The 17,354-nt window shown below is 29.8% G+C and carries 15 protein-coding genes; 9 read left to right on the top strand and 6 right to left on the bottom strand.

Translation table 11 applies throughout. The features are described 5' to 3' along the window. Positions 1 to 78: 78 nt before the first annotated feature. On the bottom strand, positions 79 to 2,247 hold the full coding sequence (locus tag Y592_RS00550) for an AAA family ATPase (RefSeq protein WP_088368813.1): 2,169 nt from the start codon (positions 2,245 to 2,247) through the stop codon (positions 79 to 81). 237 nt (positions 2,248 to 2,484) lie between these two features. Here Y592_RS00550 and Y592_RS00545 point away from each other — a divergent pair, with 237 nt between their 5' ends. The 3 genes from Y592_RS00545 to Y592_RS00535 all read left to right on the top strand — a co-directional run bounded on the left by Y592_RS00545 (position 2,485) and on the right by Y592_RS00535 (position 5,151). After that, entirely contained in the window at positions 2,485 to 2,811 is a 327-nt protein-coding gene (locus tag Y592_RS00545; protein WP_075665140.1) for a zinc ribbon domain-containing protein, read from the top strand. Positions 2,812 to 3,002: 191 nt separating this feature from the next. Continuing rightward, complete coding sequence (locus Y592_RS00540) at positions 3,003 to 3,992, top strand: lysylphosphatidylglycerol synthase transmembrane domain-containing protein (RefSeq protein ID WP_077286956.1); 990 nt, start codon at positions 3,003 to 3,005, stop codon at positions 3,990 to 3,992. Between the two features lie 13 nt (positions 3,993 to 4,005). Then, positions 4,006 to 5,151: a glycosyltransferase gene (locus Y592_RS00535; RefSeq protein WP_075665138.1), complete on the top strand. Its 1,146-nt coding sequence runs from the start codon at positions 4,006 to 4,008 to the stop codon at positions 5,149 to 5,151. 146 nt (positions 5,152 to 5,297) lie between these two features. On the opposite strand, the gene Y592_RS00530 is transcribed toward Y592_RS00535, so the two are convergent. From Y592_RS00530 to Y592_RS00515, 4 genes are all read right to left on the bottom strand, one after another. Further along, positions 5,298 to 6,995: a carbon starvation CstA family protein gene (locus Y592_RS00530; protein WP_075665137.1), complete on the bottom strand. Its 1,698-nt coding sequence runs from the start codon at positions 6,993 to 6,995 to the stop codon at positions 5,298 to 5,300. 106 nt (positions 6,996 to 7,101) lie between these two features. Continuing rightward, positions 7,102 to 7,782 (bottom strand): LytR/AlgR family response regulator transcription factor, encoded by a 681-nt coding sequence (locus Y592_RS00525; RefSeq protein WP_075665136.1) that lies wholly within the window; start codon positions 7,780 to 7,782, stop codon positions 7,102 to 7,104. 4 nt (positions 7,783 to 7,786) lie between these two features. Further along, on the bottom strand, positions 7,787 to 9,349 hold the full coding sequence (locus Y592_RS00520; protein ID WP_075665135.1) for a LytS/YhcK type 5TM receptor domain-containing protein: 1,563 nt from the start codon (positions 9,347 to 9,349) through the stop codon (positions 7,787 to 7,789). After that, the gene (locus Y592_RS00515; protein ID WP_143609904.1) at positions 9,346 to 9,633 is read right to left on the bottom strand and encodes a hypothetical protein; all 288 of its coding nucleotides are present in this window, start codon (positions 9,631 to 9,633) and stop codon (positions 9,346 to 9,348) included. The genes Y592_RS00520 and Y592_RS00515 overlap by 4 nt, the downstream gene beginning before the upstream one ends. A 129-nt stretch (positions 9,634 to 9,762) precedes the next feature. Between Y592_RS00515 and Y592_RS00510 the strand changes: the two genes are divergently transcribed. The 5 genes from Y592_RS00510 (at position 9,763) to Y592_RS00490 (ending at position 15,863) form a co-directional block, all read left to right on the top strand. After that, the gene (locus Y592_RS00510; RefSeq protein ID WP_075665133.1) at positions 9,763 to 10,710 is read left to right on the top strand and encodes a radical SAM protein; all 948 of its coding nucleotides are present in this window, start codon (positions 9,763 to 9,765) and stop codon (positions 10,708 to 10,710) included. Positions 10,711 to 10,823: 113 nt separating this feature from the next. Next, positions 10,824 to 12,416, top strand: coding sequence for a methyl-accepting chemotaxis protein (locus Y592_RS00505; RefSeq protein ID WP_075665132.1), 1,593 nt, complete (start codon positions 10,824 to 10,826; stop codon positions 12,414 to 12,416). 165 nt (positions 12,417 to 12,581) lie between these two features. Then, on the top strand, positions 12,582 to 13,916 hold the full coding sequence (locus Y592_RS00500; RefSeq protein ID WP_075665131.1) for a cyclic 2,3-diphosphoglycerate synthase: 1,335 nt from the start codon (positions 12,582 to 12,584) through the stop codon (positions 13,914 to 13,916). Positions 13,917 to 13,965: 49 nt separating this feature from the next. Continuing rightward, positions 13,966 to 14,904 carry an ornithine carbamoyltransferase gene (argF, locus tag Y592_RS00495; RefSeq protein WP_088368812.1) on the top strand — a complete coding sequence of 313 codons (939 nt, stop codon included), beginning with the start codon at positions 13,966 to 13,968 and terminating at the stop codon, positions 14,902 to 14,904. Between the two features lie 173 nt (positions 14,905 to 15,077). Then, the gene (locus tag Y592_RS00490) at positions 15,078 to 15,863 is read left to right on the top strand and encodes a hypothetical protein (RefSeq protein WP_075665129.1); all 786 of its coding nucleotides are present in this window, start codon (positions 15,078 to 15,080) and stop codon (positions 15,861 to 15,863) included. Between the two features lie 15 nt (positions 15,864 to 15,878). Here the strand turns inward: Y592_RS00490 and Y592_RS00485 are convergent, their stop codons facing one another. Beyond that, entirely contained in the window at positions 15,879 to 16,628 is a 750-nt protein-coding gene (locus tag Y592_RS00485) for a hypothetical protein (RefSeq protein WP_075665128.1), read from the bottom strand. An 89-nt stretch (positions 16,629 to 16,717) separates the two neighbouring features. On the opposite strand from Y592_RS00485, the gene Y592_RS00480 reads away from it, so the two are divergent. Further along, on the top strand, positions 16,718 to 17,353 hold the full coding sequence (locus tag Y592_RS00480) for an N-glycosylase/DNA lyase (protein ID WP_255407169.1): 636 nt from the start codon (positions 16,718 to 16,720) through the stop codon (positions 17,351 to 17,353). Position 17,354 lies beyond the last annotated feature (1 nt).

Genomic DNA, 17,354 nt, shown 5'->3' with positions numbered 1-17,354 from the left:
GAAGAATATTATATACCAAAAGATCAGATTGTGTAAATTTTATTTTTGTTATAGATTGTAATTTTTGTTAGTTTTAAGTTAAATTTTTATTTCATATTTTATGGATTTGCAATTGTTGTAAATAGCTTCTTTGGCAAGCTTATCTGCTAAATCATTGTATTTATTTCCTGAATGTGCTTGAATTTTTTTGAATTTTATATTTACAAATTTTGAGTAATAATCATACTTTTCTTTGTAAAATTTAGATATTTCCTTTTTTGTTTTCCAATATCCAAGAGCCCATTTTTCAATTCCTTCATAATCGTAATTTATTTCAATACATTTTAAATTTTCTTGTTTTGCATATTCAAAAGCAAGTAACGTTGCAAATATTTCACCTGATACATTTCTACTTTCAATGAATTTTGTTATGGAATAATTTTTACAGTATTTTTCAATTCTATCTTTTTTGACAATTACTAGTCCTGAACCAAATTTTTTTAAATTATCATCATAACTACCATCAACAAAAGCTTTTATACAATCATAATTTTGATTATTATTGATTGTGTTGTTATAATTTTTGTTTTTAGCATTGAAAATATTAAGAAAATCTTTGGCAATTTTTTCCGAAGTTGCTTCTGACAAAATTATTCTCGTAACATCACATTTTTTGTTATAAAATACTTGTATTTTAAGATATTTATTATCCTTTTGTAGATAATATACTTCTTGGTAATCAAAATGTTTTATGGAAATTATTTTAAAATTGTAAGAAGTTATGTTTTTTATTAATTTGTTATGTATAACTTTAGAACATTCTTTATTTAATTTTTCATTTTCAACTGGAATTTTTATTTTGTTTTTTATAACATACTTATCAGAGATTTTAATATTATTATTTTCTATAGAGTTGATTTGTAACGGTGTTATATATACTTTCTTTTTTGCACGTGTAATTGATGTGTATAGCCATTTAAAATATTCTTTGGATTTCAAGGAATTGTAAAATTCGGTATCAACATAAACATTTTCCCATTCTCCTCCCTGTGCTTTGTGGGGGGTAATAGCATAGCCATATTTCACATATAGTGCGTTAAAGTAAGGGTTGTTTTCAAGGTGTTTATGTAATTCATTATTTTTAATATTTCCAACCATATTTTTAGTTAATACGATTAATGCTATTTGTAAATCTCTTTCACTGGTACTTTTTGTGTAAAGACTATTTGCAAGGACTTTGAATTTTAGTACATTATTAGTTAGTATATTTTTGAGTTTTAAATCATAAAATATTAAATCTATTGGTTTTTTACCACGTAAATAAATACTTTGCTTTTCGTTTGAGATAATATCTAAAACCTCAAAGAATTCTCCGTTTAAGATAGTTTGGTTTTGAAAATGAACATTTCGCGTATTTAGTAATATATCTCCTATTTTGAATGTTTGTTTTAGATTCTTCATTTTTCTAATTTTTTTGTTATATTCAAGTGCTTTTTTATTTGTTGAACATATGATTATATTGTTATTTGTATTATTAACATCGTATTGTGAAATTAAATTTGGAGTTTCTACGAAATCATTTGAAAGTGATAAGTTTAAATCAAAAAAATTATTATTTTGAATATGTTTTTTTATTAGAAGCGCATTTTTTAGAATAAAACTATCTGATTTTTGTCTTACTACTTTATCTAATGTAATTTTTTTACCATCAAGATGAAATTTTTCTTTTAGATAAAATTCATCAAGTGCAGGTGAAAATGAAGAATTGACAGGAGGAAGTTGGTAGTTATCTCCTACAAATATTATTTTGTTATGTTTCCCATATTTTATGTGGGTAATAAGATCTGTTAATAATTTTCCACTTCCAAATACTAAAAAATCGTTGTTGTTTACATCGGAAATCATTGAGCTTTCATCAACAATATAAATTGTTTTATCATTTTTATTAATATTTAAAGAAAAATATATTTTCGATTCATCATTTTTTTCTTTAATTTCCATATTGGTAAAACTGTAAATTTCACTATGTATTGTCTTAGCTTCAAAGCCAGATTTTTCTGAGAGTATTTTTGCCGCTCTTCCGGTAGGTGCAAGAAGAACAAAATTGATACTTTTTTTATTTAAGTACTGTGCATATTTAGATATAAGAAAATTTTTACCAGTACCTGCACTTCCAGAGATAATGAGAAAATCTAATGGATTGTTTATAAAATCTTCTAATGTTTCTATAGCATATTTTTTATCTTCAAAGTTAGTGTTGAAGAACATTAAATCCCTCCATTTTATTATATACTTATTTTATATTATACGACAAAAATATTAAACATGAATATTTAATATGCGCCTTAATTTTTAAGGTAACAGCTAAAGTTTGAATTCTTGAAGTAATATGAAAAATATGTTATGATATTTTTAAGTTTAAACATAGAAGTAGAGTTAGATATAACTTTCTCTAAGTGATAATGTTTTATAGTAATCTAAAACAATAAGAGCGAGGTGAAAGTTATGATATTTGGCTGGAAAGAATGTCCAAGGTGTGGTGAGGAAGTTAGAGATAATAGAAAAAGTTGTAAATGTGGTTGGAAATTTTATAAGAAAAAATGCCCAAGATGTGGAGAGTATCTGGATGATTCAGAGAAAATATGTTATCGGTGTGGTTGGTATTTTTACTGGGAAGATCATATTGGAGAAGATGACGAAGATGAATACGATTATGAAGAGGATGATTGTTGGGATTTTTGGAGAGAAACTGCTGAAGATATTTTAGGCGAAGATTTAAGTAATATAGACGGGGCAACTTTGGGTGAAATTTTAGATGATTTAGGTTTTTGAAGAATTTTGTATACTAAAACATTGATATATATGATTGATGTAGTGCGTAAAGTAATTATTTTTAGTGATGGTTAGGATTAATGTTTTCTTTATGTTTATATCATGGGAGATTTAATAATCTTCCTTTTTATTCTTGAAATATACCTTTTTGTTTCTTGATATAGATTAAAATTTTGATATAATTAAAAAAGATGAAGAATAAAAGAATATTTTTATCAATTATATTTGCGGTTATTTCTGGACTTACTGTAGTTTCAATTATGAGTTTCTTACACAAAGGGAATATTAATATAGTTTCCCTAATTTTTTCTGTACCAATAAAAATTTATTTAGTGGCTTTTTTAATATTTTTTTCTTCGTATTTTTTAGAGGCATTTCGTATGATGTATCTTTTATGGCATAGAGGGTACAAGGTAAGTTATTTTTCGTTGTTGTATAACAATATATTGGGGTATTTCTTTTCTTATCTTACGCCTTTTGCCATGGGAGGCCAACCCTTTCAGATTTATCATTTAGTAAAAAAAGGCGTTGATTCAAGTTATGCAACAGGGATTATGGTTGCAAGGGTTTTGCAAAACTCTTTAGGTGGAGCGATTATTGCAATAATAATGCTTAACACAAGTATGGGATGGATTATGGATAAGGGAAAATTAGTCTTATTAGGAATTGCTATAAGTTTAATTTCTTCATTTATACTTATTTTGTCAATGGTTGTCCCTGAAGTTATGATACCGATAGTTAGAGGAATGTCAAAGATATTAAGAAAAACAAATTGGGTTACTAGATTTGAAAATTGGGTTTCAAATTTCAAGAGTAGTCTTGAGTATATGTGGAAAGAAAACACTTACATAATGATTGTAGATATATTAGGTTGGTTCTTTATAGTTATGCTTCAGCTTTTTTCTTTATTTTATATTCTTAAGGGTATATCATCTTTGAAAATAAATTTTTGGTTTTTGTTTGGATCAATTAATGCAGTAAATGCAATAGCGTATTTTATTCCTACTCCGGGTTCATCTGGTGGGATAGAAGCAACTTATCAATATGTGCTTTCAAGTATTGTTGGTAATTCTGAAATATCACTTATTGCAATAACTGGTTGGAGATTTATAGCTTATTATTTACAGCTGGTGTTGGGAACTTTTATGCTTTGGATAAATAACAAACATGTTGAAGAGTAGGTGAAAAATTCATATGATTTATATTATATTTGGTATAGTACTTTCAATTGTAGCAATTTCTTTTTTAGGGTATTCATTTTTTACAAATATCTTTCTTTTTTTAGGAGTGGTTGTTTTTTTTCTTTTGAAAATTTTGTTAAATATAAATAAGTCGAAGAATGTTGCAGAAAATAATCAAGAGGAAAAATTATGCGCAATTGTTTCTGCAAAGGATGAAGTAGAAACAATTAGGAGATCTATAAAAAGTCTTCTCTCTCAAAGTTATAAAAACATTGAAATTGTTCTTGTTGATGATGGATCAACTGATAGTACCTATAAAATAATGTGTGAGTATCAAAAAATATACCCTGATAGAATTCATGTTAAAAGAAATGAAAAAGGTCAAGGAAAATTGAAAAATATTTTAAAAGTAACAGAAGAATTTGACGCAGATATTTATTTTGTTATGGATGCGGATAATATTATTCCAGAGAATTATATAGAATATTATGTAAAAAGGATGAAAGACGTTGATGTAACTGAAAGTACACTTGGAGCGTATAACGAGAAAGATTCTTTTCCAGCTTTAATGCATACTATAGAGATACTTCTTTTAAGTTTTTTAAGGTATACTAATATTTTTTCCTCCTTCACTGGAAGAGGAATGTTTATTAGAAAAAAGGTTTTCGAATATATAAAGAATCATTTGAATTATCAAGGTGTTGATGATGGGGCAATGATAAATAGCGCAGTTGATCAAGGAAGATTTAAATTTAAATATTTTTATGGCCCAGTACTTTTAGAATATGCAACAGTAGGTATGAAGGATTTCGTAAAACAAAGATTTAGATGGTATGGTAAAGGAATGGCAGAAGCCGTGGAAAATGGGGCTAAAAGAGTTCTTGTTTCTTTTGGAATAGAAATAGGAGGGATATGGTCAATTGTAATATTACCATTTTTTTCACATTTTAATATACTTTTTTTAGTAGAGTTTTTGTCTGTTTTATCAATACTAGGGATTGAATTGAAAATTTTTTACAAGTTAAAATCAAATATAATAAAAACGATTGCGGGAATTATTTTGATGGTATTTGTTGATGCGGGAATTGTACTAGTTTCTTTTTTACAATTAAAAAAGTTTAAGAAAAAACTAGATTGGTATAAGGTAAAGAAAAATTAAAAAATAATATGTTATTAGCGTCAAAAAAATTAAGAAAAGCTCAAATAAAACATGGCTCTAGCATAATATTGGAGCCATGTTTTTTTAGTTAAGTGAATTTTCTTTTTGTTTAACCTGCTAATAAATCCAAAATTGATGAATATTTCTTATTCTATTGTTTCTTCTATTTCAATTTCCCTTGAGTATTTAAACATAGCAATGATTCCTTCGATGATCATCCATATGGCTATAAACAAAGTTATTGATGAAACAAAAACAAGTAACCAGTTGTGTTGAGAAATAAATTTTCCAAGATTTTGATATGATGCAGTTAATGTAACGATTAGCATTATTATCATAGGAATAGCAGTAACCCATATGGGTTTTCTTTTTTTGGCAAGATATACAGTGGCAACCAAGAGTGCAAGTCCTGCTAGAAGCTGGTTAAGTGCTCCAAAAACTGGCCAAAGTATTAATGCACCTTTTCCACCAGGACTTACCATACATAGTCCAAAGGCTAATAGTATGACGATGAATGTTGCAATATATCTGTTGTTGAATGGTTTTATTACTTTTCCATTTTTTGTTCTTAAAAGCTCTTGAAGTCCAAATCTTTGTATACGTGTTGCAGAATCAAGTGTTGTGCCTGCAAATGAAACGATAAAGACAGCCATTATTGAACGTGCAAGTTCTAGAGGAACTCCAAATGAATTCATTAAATTTGCAGAACCATCTATAACTGCTTTTAGTTTTGCCGCTAATCCACTAGCGGTGGCCCATGAAGCGTAATGTTGTGTGAATGCTGCTGTGCCTCCACCGTTCATGCCAATCCCCGCTGTTACTGCAACAATTATTAAAGTTGCAAGAGCACCCTCAAGTAACATTCCACCAAAACCTACTGGCAACGCATCTGTTTCCTTTTCAAGTTGTTTTACTGTTGTTCCAGAAGCTGCAAGACTGTGGAACCCACTAATTGCACCACAAGCAATTGTTATAAATAAAGCTGGAAAAATAGATGGAGCATCATTGACATGATGAAATGCCGGGGCAACTACCTTTGGGTGACCAATAAATACACCTAAAAGAAGTAATGCCATTGCTATTAAAAGTTCATGTGAGTTTATGTAATCACGAGGTTGAAGTAACCTATGTACTGGTAAAGTTGACGCAAAGAATACGTAGATGTACAGTATGATGATCCACGTTATTATTGGAGAACCACCAAGTGCTGGAACTTTTATTGGGAAATAAAGTCCAATAAAGATAGTAACGTACATCAAAAATACTGCTATTATCGAGTATATGGTATCGTTTTTATTCTTTTTATACACCATATATCCAAGCCAAATAGCAATAGGTATTTCCATCCAAACTGGAAAGACACTTGCAGGATACATGTTAAATAGTATTCCCATAATTAAACCAAAAATCGCTATTACAATCCAAAGCAAAAATTGGATAAGAAGTAGAAATATTATTCCTACTCTATTAGAGATAACTCCTCTTGTTAATTCACCTAGAGTGCTACCTTTGTTTCTAGCACTTATAGCAAGTGCCATAAAGTCGTGAACTGCACCCATAAAAATTGGACCAAGTAGAACCCATAAAAATGCAGGAACCCATCCCCAGATAACTCCTATAGCCGGTCCAACAATTGGACCTGTTCCAGCAATTGTTGTGAAATGATGGCCAAGAAGTATGTGCTTTTTGGTTGGTACATAATCTACGCCATCATAAAATTCCTTTGATGGGACAGGGTTTTTGTCGTTTAAGCCCATGAGTTTTTTTGCAATCCATTTACCATAGGTTTGGTATGCAACTATATATCCAAAGAAAGCTATTAAAACGAGAAATACGGAGTTCATGGTTTAACCACCTCCATTATAAAGTTTTGGTATATCCATTGTAACGTGGATTAATAATATGAAGGAACAACTAGAGCAAAATTTGGAATGAAAAGTTAAATATGAATTATAAGAGGTGCAAATATCGCTTGACAAGTTTAGAATATTTTTTACTAACTGGTATAGTAATTTCACAAGAGTCACCAAGTTTTAAAAGTAAGTTTTTTCTTTCTTTGGTTATTTTTTTTAATTTATTCATGTTTACGATAAAAGATTTGTGAACGCGTAAAAAACTATCTGGGAGCTTTTTTTCCAAGGTTCCAATGTTTAGTTTGTGAATTTTATATTCTTTTTCTAAAGTTATTGCAGTTGCTGTTTTGCCGAAAGATTCAATATATAGAATTTTTTCTATATCTAAAAGTAAGATGCCGTCTTGATCTATAACGGGAAGTTTTTCAAAATGTGGTCTAAATAACTCTAGAATCTTATCAACACACTGTTTAAAGCGTGTTTCAGTAACAGGCTTTACAAGATAATCAATTGCGTTAATTTCAAATGCCTCTGCACCATATTCTGGATATGCAGTAACAAAAACAACTTTTATATCTTTTAAAAAACGCGCAAATTCCAATCCATTTTTTCCATTTAAGTTTATATCTAAGAATAAAATATCCAAGTTGTTTAAGTTTTTAATTTCGTCAATTGATTGGTATTCTCCTATAAGTTCGAATTCATTAATTGACAGTATAAGTTTCTTTAGGTGTTCACGTGATGCAAATTCATCTTCAACTATTGATACTTTTATCATATTTTCACCTCGCAGGTAGATCAAATATTACTTTTAGTCCATTGGAATTCTCAAATAAAAGAGAAGCCTGGTTGTTGTAGATCAGCTTTAAACGTTCGCTAACAAGTTTGAGACCTGTTCCCATTGTAATTTTATCTATACCTGGCCCGTGATCGCGAATTTCAATCCTTAGTCGATCTTCGTTGATATGGCATGATATTTCAATTTTTATTTTATTATTTTTCCTTCCATACTTAATTGCATTTTCAATTACAGGTTGAAAAATAAAAGGAGGAATTTTTACATCTATTTTGGGGCAGTTTATTTTGTATTCTAAAATTTCAGGATATCTCATTTTCATTATTCCAAGATAATTTTCTATTGCATTTATTTCGGATTCTAAAGTTGTTAATTTATCTTTCCTCTCATAAATATAACGTAGTAATTCAGAAAGTTTGTCTATACATTCTACGGACTTTTTTGGCTCTACATTTGAAAAATATCTTACTGTACTTAGTGTGTTAAAGAGGAAATGTGGGCTAAGTTTAGAAGTGAATTCACGAAGTTGTGCTTCTTTTGCAAGTTTTGCTTCAATTACGGCTTTTTGAATTGAAAAAACAAGTGATAGTATGTGAACTATTTTTTTTCCAAAGAATATATGAACTTCTTTCATCTTGTCCTTGGAGGAAAAGATTAATGTTCCAGCTGTATCATCTCCAATTGTAATAGGGAAAACTATATACCATGTTCCATTTTTAAAGAATTTCAAAATCTTTTTGCTTTTTATGGATTTTTTGTAATCTATTTCAAGATTTAGATCTTCTGGATATTTCGAGATAATGGAATTTTGCGAGGTTACAAATACGCCGTCTACAGGTGAATTTTGTGCTATTATTTGGCATATTTTTGAGATATTTTGTTCGCTATTTTTTGTATTGATAGTTCCAATTAGCTCTTCAAAAATGGATATAAACCAGTTTGTAGTGATTTTTGACACAAGTTGCATTTGCCATTCGAAATTTTTAAACATAGTAGCAAGTAGTGTAACACCAAATGTATTTACAACAACCATGGGAATAAAGATTTTGTGAGTTATATCTATTGCTAAACTTTCTGGAAATATCATATAACGAGCAATTGCAAGATGAACTGTTTCTGCAAAAGACGCTGTAAAAAAAATTGTAATTATAGAAGGATTACCGTGTGTTAAATAGTGGATAGATGCGGCAATAATTCCAGAAAGAAATGTTCCAATAGCGCAAGGGATTGCTGAGATTCCACCTAGAAAAAGTCGATGTGCAGAAGCTATACCTCCAGCAATAAAAGCAGATGGAAATCCACCAATTAAAGAAGTAAATATCACACCAACATCCCTGTAGTTTATTATTGCCCCTTTGTACCATATTCCTAAATAAGTTCCAATTATTCCAAAAATAGCACCAAGAATTCCTAAAAGTATTGCATTATGCGATTTTATGAGTTTTATAAATAAGCTTCTAGTATTGTATAATGTAAGTATCATGTACATTATGACAATAAGAAGTGATAACCTGGAAAGTAAGTTAATTAGAGCGTTTGTAATGCTCAACAGGGATCACGCTCCATCCCTCTAAAACCAAATTCATCCAAAGGTGCAATATAAGAGTTTTTTGTGGTTTTGAAGATTCTCTTTGCATCGTTTACAAATTTTGGTGTTACTATTATTTCAAGGTAATCCACTTTTTTTGAAAATTCATTGGGATATCCTATTGGTTTTTTGGAAACAAAAACGATAAATTTTTTTGCAAAGCCTAGTTCTTTGTATTTAATGATGCTTTTTACATCAGAGGATGTAAAATGGGTACCATACAATATAGCACAGTCATACATCATCTATCACCAACTTTCATGAATTGTATCGTTAAAATTATATCATAGTTAAACTTTCAAAGTTGTTGAAAAAATTTTTACAAAACTTTTGTGAATAGAGTTATAGTATTCAATAGAAAAGGAGGCGAAAAAGTGGCTAATGTGTTTGGACCTGTTCCATCAAGGAGATTGGGAAACTCATTAGGAGTTAATTTAGTTCCTTTGAAAACGTGCAATTACTCGTGTGTTTATTGTCAATTGGGAAAAACAAATTATTTTACAAACGAAAGAAAGGAATATTATCCTACAGAAAAAATAATAAATGAATTGGAATATGCTATCAAAAATACTACTTTAAATATAGATTATATAACTTTTGTAGGTGATGGTGAACCAACTTTGCATTCGGGAATTGGAAGGATAATCAGATGGATAAAAGAAAAAACAAATTTTAAGGTTGCAGTTATTACAAACGGGTCGTTGTTGTATTTAAATGAAGTACGTAATGATTTGCTATATGCCGATTTGGTTCTTCCTAGTATAGATGCTCCTGATGAAAGAAAGTTTAGGTTAATCAATAGACCAGTCATGAAAATTAGATACGAAGAAATAATAGATGGCTTAAAACTTTTTGCAAGAAATTTTAATGGAAAAATCTGGGTTGAAGTCATGTTGATGAAAGATATTAATGATTCCAGAGAAGATATTGATAAAATTTCGAAAATAATAAATTCTATTTTTCCTATACCTGAAAGGGTTTATATAAATGTTCCCATTAGACCGCCGACAGAAAAGTGGGTGACTATACCAGATAAAAGAAGTTTGATGTATGCTCAGGAAAAACTCCCAAATGCTATACCCATTAATTTTAGGGAAGAAGGTAAGTTTGATGTTAATAAGTATACTAATGCATGTGAAGCAATTTTAGATATAACGGAAAAACATCCATTAAGATATGATCAAGCAAAAGAAATAGCAGAATATTTTAAAGAAACAATAGATGAAGTGTTAAAAAAATTACAAAAAGAAGTGAAGTTTGTGGAATATGATAATGAAAGGTATCTAAAAAAATTAAAAAATAAAAATGAGAATACGTTCTAGTGATTAGATAATGAATCATATTATCCATTTGCGATTTAAAAAACAACAAGAAGTGATATAATCGTAAAAGGAAATTAATAAAATGAAATTATTTAAAGAGGAGGTGGGGGTATATGAATCTTAAAACAAAGATATTATTATTAGTCTTTTTACCTCTTCTAGTATTATTTGTGATTGGAATGTTTACTGCAAGTATGGTCAGTAGTAGTAACAAAGATGTTTTACAAAAAGTTCAAGAATATGAAAAAGCTACTTACGCACTTGAAAAACTCTCTGATTTTCAAGCAAGTGTTAAAGCGTACCAATATGGTGCAAAAAATTTCGAGGAATTAAACAAACTTTTTGTTGAATTACAAAAAGTTTCTAATGATATACCAATGTTGAAGAAAAATATTGACGTACTTTCAAAGAAATTGAAAGGTATAAAAGATGGCAATAAATACCTTATTTCTGATGTGGTGAAATTTACCGAAAATGTAAAAAAAGATATACTTTTTAATCTTGAAAAAAAGAAAGATAACTTAAACGAGGCAATAAATTATACAGATTCTATGATAAATGTTTTACTTGTCTTTTTACCAATAATTATTACGGTAATTTCTGTGTTCTTTGTTTTAATAGTTTCTTCTAAAATTTTCAAAAATATTACATTGTTAGTTACAGTGACTAACTCACTTACGCAGAATGACTTAACAGTTGATATTAATGAAGCTAAAACGAAAGATGAAATGGGAGTTCTTTTAAAATCATTTAAAAAGTTTGTTGATTATCTTAGGGATAATTTAAAGAAAATCCAAAGAAAAACAATTGATATAGTGGAAAACATTGATAAAATTTCTGATTCTACTGTATCACTGGCAAGTCAATCTGATAATATTGTAAAACGTATGGATAACATTTCTGCAAGAATTCAAACGATTTCCGCATCAATACAGGAAACGACAGCTGGTGCAGAGGAAATTAGTGCTGCTACCAAGCATATAGCAGATAGTGCGCAAGATTCCGCAATGTTTGCAGAACAAAGTACAGATCTTGCAAAAGATGCAGCAGATATATTAAAGTCCGTTATTCAAACAACTAAAAAGATAGCAGATTCTACAAAAGATGTAGAAAGAGTGGTTGAAAGTTTTAATAAAGGAGCAGAGGATATAACACAATTTATTGAAACAATTAATGCCATTGCAGAACAGACAAATTTACTAGCACTCAATGCGGCGATAGAAGCTGCACGTGCTGGCGAAGCAGGAAAAGGATTTGCCGTAGTAGCTGATGAAATTAGAAAGCTTGCCGAAGAAAGTAAAGTTGCATCAGAAAAAATAAAAGTCGTTGTTGATGAGATTTCAGGTATTGCAAAAGAAGCACAAAGTGTTTCACAAGAAATAACTATCCAGGTAGATGAAGGAACAAAATTAACTGATGTAGCTGATAAAAAACTCGATGAGATAATAGAAGCAATACAGAAGATAAACGAAATGCTACAGAATATAGCTGCATCTGTTGAAGAACAAACTGCGGCCGTAGATGAGATTTCAACGGCAATGGTTGATAATTCAAAGAGTGTTGAAGAGATAAATTACAATATCGGTGATATTAATGCATCACTTCAAGAAGTGAATGCTAATGTTCAGGAAATAGTAGATGAGGTAGAGGATATTAGAGATGGTACTAACACACTGAAGAATATAGTTTTAAAGTATAAAATATAAAATGAGGGGATATATCCCCTCATTTTTATGCATATTTACGCATACTAAAGCAAAAAAAAGATTTAATGTAATAAGTTTTTATAATTATACAAGAATTTAGTTGATAAATAAGAAGTTTTTAGATATACTTTTAAGTGGTAGAACGTAATTTAAGGAGGTGTTTTCATGGGAAAGAAAAAAGTTATAATAATGGGAGCAGCGGGTCGTGATTTTCATAATTTTAACACTTATTTTAGAAATAACCCAGACTATGAGGTAGTGGCATTTACTGCTACGCAAATTCCAGATATCGAAGGAAGGGTATATCCTGCAGAACTTGCCGGTGAACTTTATCCGAATGGTATTCCAATTGAGCCGGAAGAAAAGTTGGTAGAATTAATTAAGAAATATGACGTGGATGAGGTGATCTTGGCTTACAGTGACCTTCCACATCAATACGTTATGGAAAAAGCAGAAACCGTTCTTTCGGCAGGAGCTGATTTTAAATTAATGGGGCCAAGAAATACAATGGTTGAGTCAACAAAGCCTGTTATTTCAGTTTGCGCAATTAGAACAGGATGTGGAAAGAGTCAAACAACAAGGCGTGTCCTTGATATTTTAAGAGGATTTGGTAAAAAAGTTATTTCTATTAGGCATCCAATGCCATATGGTGACCTTGTTGCTCAAAAGGTGCAAAGATTTGCTGATTACTCTGACTTGGACAAGCACAAATGTACAATTGAAGAAAGAGAAGAATACGAACCACATATTGATAGAAAGAGTGTAATTTACGCAGGGGTGGATTATGAAGCTATTTTAAAAGCAGCTGAAGCAGAAGATCCAGATATTATACTTTGGGATGGAGGAAATAATGACTTTTCATTCTACAAAACGGATTTGTTGATTACGGTTGTTGATCCTCACAGACCAGGTCACGAGGTTTTATACTACCCAGGTATGTCTAATTTGTTGATGGCGGATGTTGTAGTGATTAATAAAGAAGAAACAGCAGATATTGAAGGTATTCAAAAAGTAAGAGAAAATATTGAAAAGTGGAATCCAAATGCGATTGTTGTTGATGCAGCATCTCCAATCTTTGTTGAGAATCCAGAAGCAATTAAAGGTAAAAGGGTGCTTGTAGTAGAAGATGGACCAACCCTAACACACGGTGAAATGAGGTATGGTGCAGGATACGTAGCAGCGAAAAAGTTTGGAGCAGCAGAAATAATTGATCCAAGACCATATGCAGTTGGTTCTATAGTTGATACATACAAGAAATATTCTCACCTTGATATGATTCTTCCCGCAATGGGATATGGTGAAAAACAGATGAAGGAATTAGAAGAAACAATAAATAGAGCAGATGCTGATCTCGTAATTATAGGTACACCTATTGATCTTAGAAGAGTAACGAAATTAAATAAACCTGCTGTAAGAGTTACTTATGAATTACAAGAAATTGGAAAACCAACACTTGAAGATATTTTGAAAGAGTTTCTCGAGAAGAAAGGTTTGTTATAATAAAAAGCGGGGAGATTCCCCGCTATCTTTTAGTGGGAGGGATGTACAAATGGGAGTTAATTTAAAAGGCAAATCCCTGTTAACATTGCTTGATTTTTCCACGGATGAAATCAAATATTTGATTGAAATAGCAAAAACATGTAAAGCGGATAGTAGAGCGCAAATTATCCATCAAAGGTTTCAAGGAAAAACACTTGCAATGATTTTTGAAAAAAGATCTACAAGAACAAGAGTTGCTTTTGAAACTGCTTTTGGTGAGGAAGGAGGACATCCATTATTTTTATCTACTCAGGATATTCAATTAGGTGCTAAAGAATCTATTGAAGATACTGCAAGAGTTCTTGGAAGAATGGTTGATGCAATAATGTTTAGAGGATTTAAACAAGAAACAGTTGAAATATTGGCAAAGTATTCTGGTGTCCCTGTATATAATGCATTAACTGATTTGTATCATCCAACTCAAGTTCTTGCGGATTTGATGACAATAGAGGAGAATTTTGGAAAGTTGAGAGGCGTAAAGTTGGTATTTATGGGTGATGGAAGAAATAATATGGCTAATTCTTTGATGATAGGTTCGGCAAAAATGGGTTTACATTATGTGATTTGTTCTCCAAAAGAATTAAGACCAAATGAAGAATTAACTAAAAGATGTTTGGAAATTGCAAAGGAAACAGGTGCAAAAATAGAATTTACAGATAATGTAGATGAAGCAGTGATAGGTGCTGATGTAATATACACAGACGTTTGGGCATCAATGGGTGAAGAGTCAAAAGCAGAAGAAAGAAGAAAGTTACTTATGCCATATCAGGTTAATAAAGAAATTATGAAAAAAACTGGAAAACCTGAAACAATATTTATGCATTGTTTGCCAGCTGTAAAAGGAGAAGAAGTAACTTTTGAGGTTATTGAAGGACTTCAAAGTAAAGTTTGGGATGAAGCTGAAAATAGAAAACATACGATAAAGGCTGTTATGCTTGCTACAATATGAATAAAAAGTCCTCTTGTTGTTTTTAAAATTTAGTGGTGAAACTTTTAAAAAACAAACAGTTAAATAAAGCGTATTTTTCTCCTCAAGCGTATGAGCTTGAGGAGTTTTTAATTTGGATAATTATGCTATAATATTTTTGAAATAAGGAGGTGTGGATTATCTTTAAAGGAATTTTGAAAAAGCTAACGGATATTTTATTAGTCTATGAATCAGATGATTTTGAAATAGTTTCAACTATTTTTTCTGAGGAAAGAGTGAAGGAAATATTTAGTTTGTTTCTTAAACAAAATAGATTTAATTTGTTGGATGGAATGGATAAATTCTTTTTTGAATTTGAAGATGAAATTTTTGAAGTAGATGTGGAAAAAGATGGCTATAAATATATAATTAGTTTTAAAAAGATTAATGATTTAGTTAGTAAGGATTTAAAAGCAAAGATGTTTAATATTTTAGGAAAGATACTTGATAAATTTATTTGTGAATGGTTGGAAAAAGGATTTAATAGAAAAGAAAACTATAGTAATTTAACTGAACTTTTTGTTGAAAATTTTCCAGAGATAGATGGTGCTTTATTTTCCACGAGAGATGGTGATATTTTATGCATAAGAGGTGCATCAGGTTTTGATTATGAGATAATGAAAGATGTTTTTTTTACTTTAGATGAAGTATACTCTGAAAGATTAAAAAGACCAATGATCGTTAAATTAGATGATGTTGCCGAGGAATATTATCTGAATGTAGATAATGAAAGGATGAAAAAAGTAGAATTTTTAATGAAGTACGCACATTTAACTAGAATATTATCGATGTTATCCATTCCTTTTTATAAAAATAATGAATTATTCGGGTTTATATCTTTATACAACTTTGAAAATGAATTTGCATTTGAAAATGAAAACTATATGTACCTTGCAAATGTACTTTCAAAATTATTTACAGGTGTATTTAACAAAATTTAACCCCATCTAGAGGGGTTAAATTTCTTTTACAATTTCTATGTTATTGAATCTAAATTTTAATATGTTTTTAAGTGCTTCAATATTCGAATCTCCTGTTTCAAATAATACAAGGTAGCTGTTTTGAGATAATCTAACATAAAAATCACTTTTTCTTATTTTTTCATTTATATCTTCTTTTGTTTTTAGCAAAATAGGATAAAACATTGGATTTCGCCTTTTTTTATCTAGAGCAATTAGTTTTATTGCAAGTTCCATAGATATTTCATTTCTTGTTGGTAAATTTGTTATTTCAAAATTATTAGGTAATTTTAGTTGTTGAGTCATTAATAAAATTTGCATTTCACATAGTTTTCTAAAAGGCATTATCCAATCAAAATCTAATCCACTTAGAAGTTCACCGGAGTAAAGCTGGGTGATTTTTTGTAGGACATCATTAGAAGGTTTTTTTTCCATAAGTTTTTGGAATTCAAGATAATCACATTTGAGTTTTCTAGGATTAAGGAATATCATATTTTTTTCTATCTTGAGATCGTCTTTGGTTATGTTTAATCCTTTTCTAATCATATATAAAAGTGTATTTAGGTTTTTTCTCGAGTATATTTTGTCATAACCTTCAAAAAATAAGTCTAGGATTTCATTTACAAATATTTTCCTTTTGACGTTTAAAATTAAATAGTATAGTATGTATTCGGCTTTTTTGCTGTTTAAAAGTATTTTTTCATCTTTTAGATAAATACCATATTTTCCGAACATTTTAATGTACATTTAATCCCCCCTATATTCCTTTTGATTATATTTTATCATATTGTGGAGATAATTTTATTATGATTTTTTTAAATTTTTAAAAGTTTTTAATTGAAAAAAGAGGTGAAATAGTGATTTTAGAGATAAAACAAATAAAAAGTGAAGCCGAAGAAATGGTAAATGAAAGATGGAATGAATTTTTAGAACTTAGGAAAAATGGTAGTGAAATAGATCTTTTTTCTGAATTATCTTTTTGTGTTTTAACTGCAAATTGGTCTGCAAAAGGTGGAATGATTGCGCAAGAGAAAATTGGTGAGGGATTTTATACATTTTCTCTAGAAGAATTAGAGATATCTTTAATGAAGGTCGGGCATAGGTTTCCAAGGGCAAGGGCAAGGTATATATATGAAAATAGATGGATTGTTGGAAATTTAAGAAACTTGTTGAGTTTACCCGTTGAAGAAGCAAGGGAGTTTTTGGTAAAAAATGTTAAAGGAATTTCATGGAAAGAATCTTCGCATTTTTTGAGAAATGTAGCTTTTTGTGAAGTTGCAATTTTAGATAAACATGTTTTGAGGTTGTTAAATAAGTATGGTTATATTGATATTATACCCAAAAATTGGAGTAAAAGAAGATATCTTGAAATTGAAAAAGTTTTTAAAGCTCTTGCAGATGAATTTGGAGAATGTCCAGGGAAATTTGATATGTATTTATGGTATTATTTAAAGGGAAAAGTCGAAAAATAGG

It is taken from the genome of Thermosipho sp. 1070, assembly GCF_001682135.1.
In the GTDB taxonomy this organism is placed as follows: domain Bacteria; phylum Thermotogota; class Thermotogae; order Thermotogales; family Fervidobacteriaceae; genus Thermosipho; species Thermosipho affectus.
Note: the sequence above shows the minus strand (reverse complement) of the source record. Positions and strands in the feature narration are given on the sequence as shown.

Excerpts from the sequence above, each read along its gene's own strand:
- Y592_RS00505 (WP_075665132.1), top strand. The coding sequence starts at position 10,824 with ATGAATCTTAAAACAAAGATATTATTATTAGTCTTTTTACCTCTTCTA.
- Y592_RS00500 (WP_075665131.1), top strand. The coding sequence starts at position 12,582 with ATGGGAAAGAAAAAAGTTATAATAATGGGAGCAGCGGGTCGTGATTTT.
- Y592_RS00530 (WP_075665137.1), bottom strand. The coding sequence starts at position 6,995 with ATGAACTCCGTATTTCTCGTTTTAATAGCTTTCTTTGGATATATAGTT.
- argF (WP_088368812.1), top strand. The coding sequence starts at position 13,966 with ATGGGAGTTAATTTAAAAGGCAAATCCCTGTTAACATTGCTTGATTTT.
- Y592_RS00535 (WP_075665138.1), top strand. The coding sequence starts at position 4,006 with ATGATTTATATTATATTTGGTATAGTACTTTCAATTGTAGCAATTTCT.
- Y592_RS00525 (WP_075665136.1), bottom strand. The coding sequence starts at position 7,782 with ATGATAAAAGTATCAATAGTTGAAGATGAATTTGCATCACGTGAACAC.
- Y592_RS00545 (WP_075665140.1), top strand. The coding sequence starts at position 2,485 with ATGATATTTGGCTGGAAAGAATGTCCAAGGTGTGGTGAGGAAGTTAGA.
- Y592_RS00540 (WP_077286956.1), top strand. The coding sequence starts at position 3,003 with ATGAAGAATAAAAGAATATTTTTATCAATTATATTTGCGGTTATTTCT.
- Y592_RS00485 (WP_075665128.1), bottom strand. The coding sequence starts at position 16,628 with ATGTACATTAAAATGTTCGGAAAATATGGTATTTATCTAAAAGATGAA.
- Y592_RS00550 (WP_088368813.1), bottom strand. The coding sequence starts at position 2,247 with ATGTTCTTCAACACTAACTTTGAAGATAAAAAATATGCTATAGAAACA.
- Y592_RS00515 (WP_143609904.1), bottom strand. The coding sequence starts at position 9,633 with ATGATGTATGACTGTGCTATATTGTATGGTACCCATTTTACATCCTCT.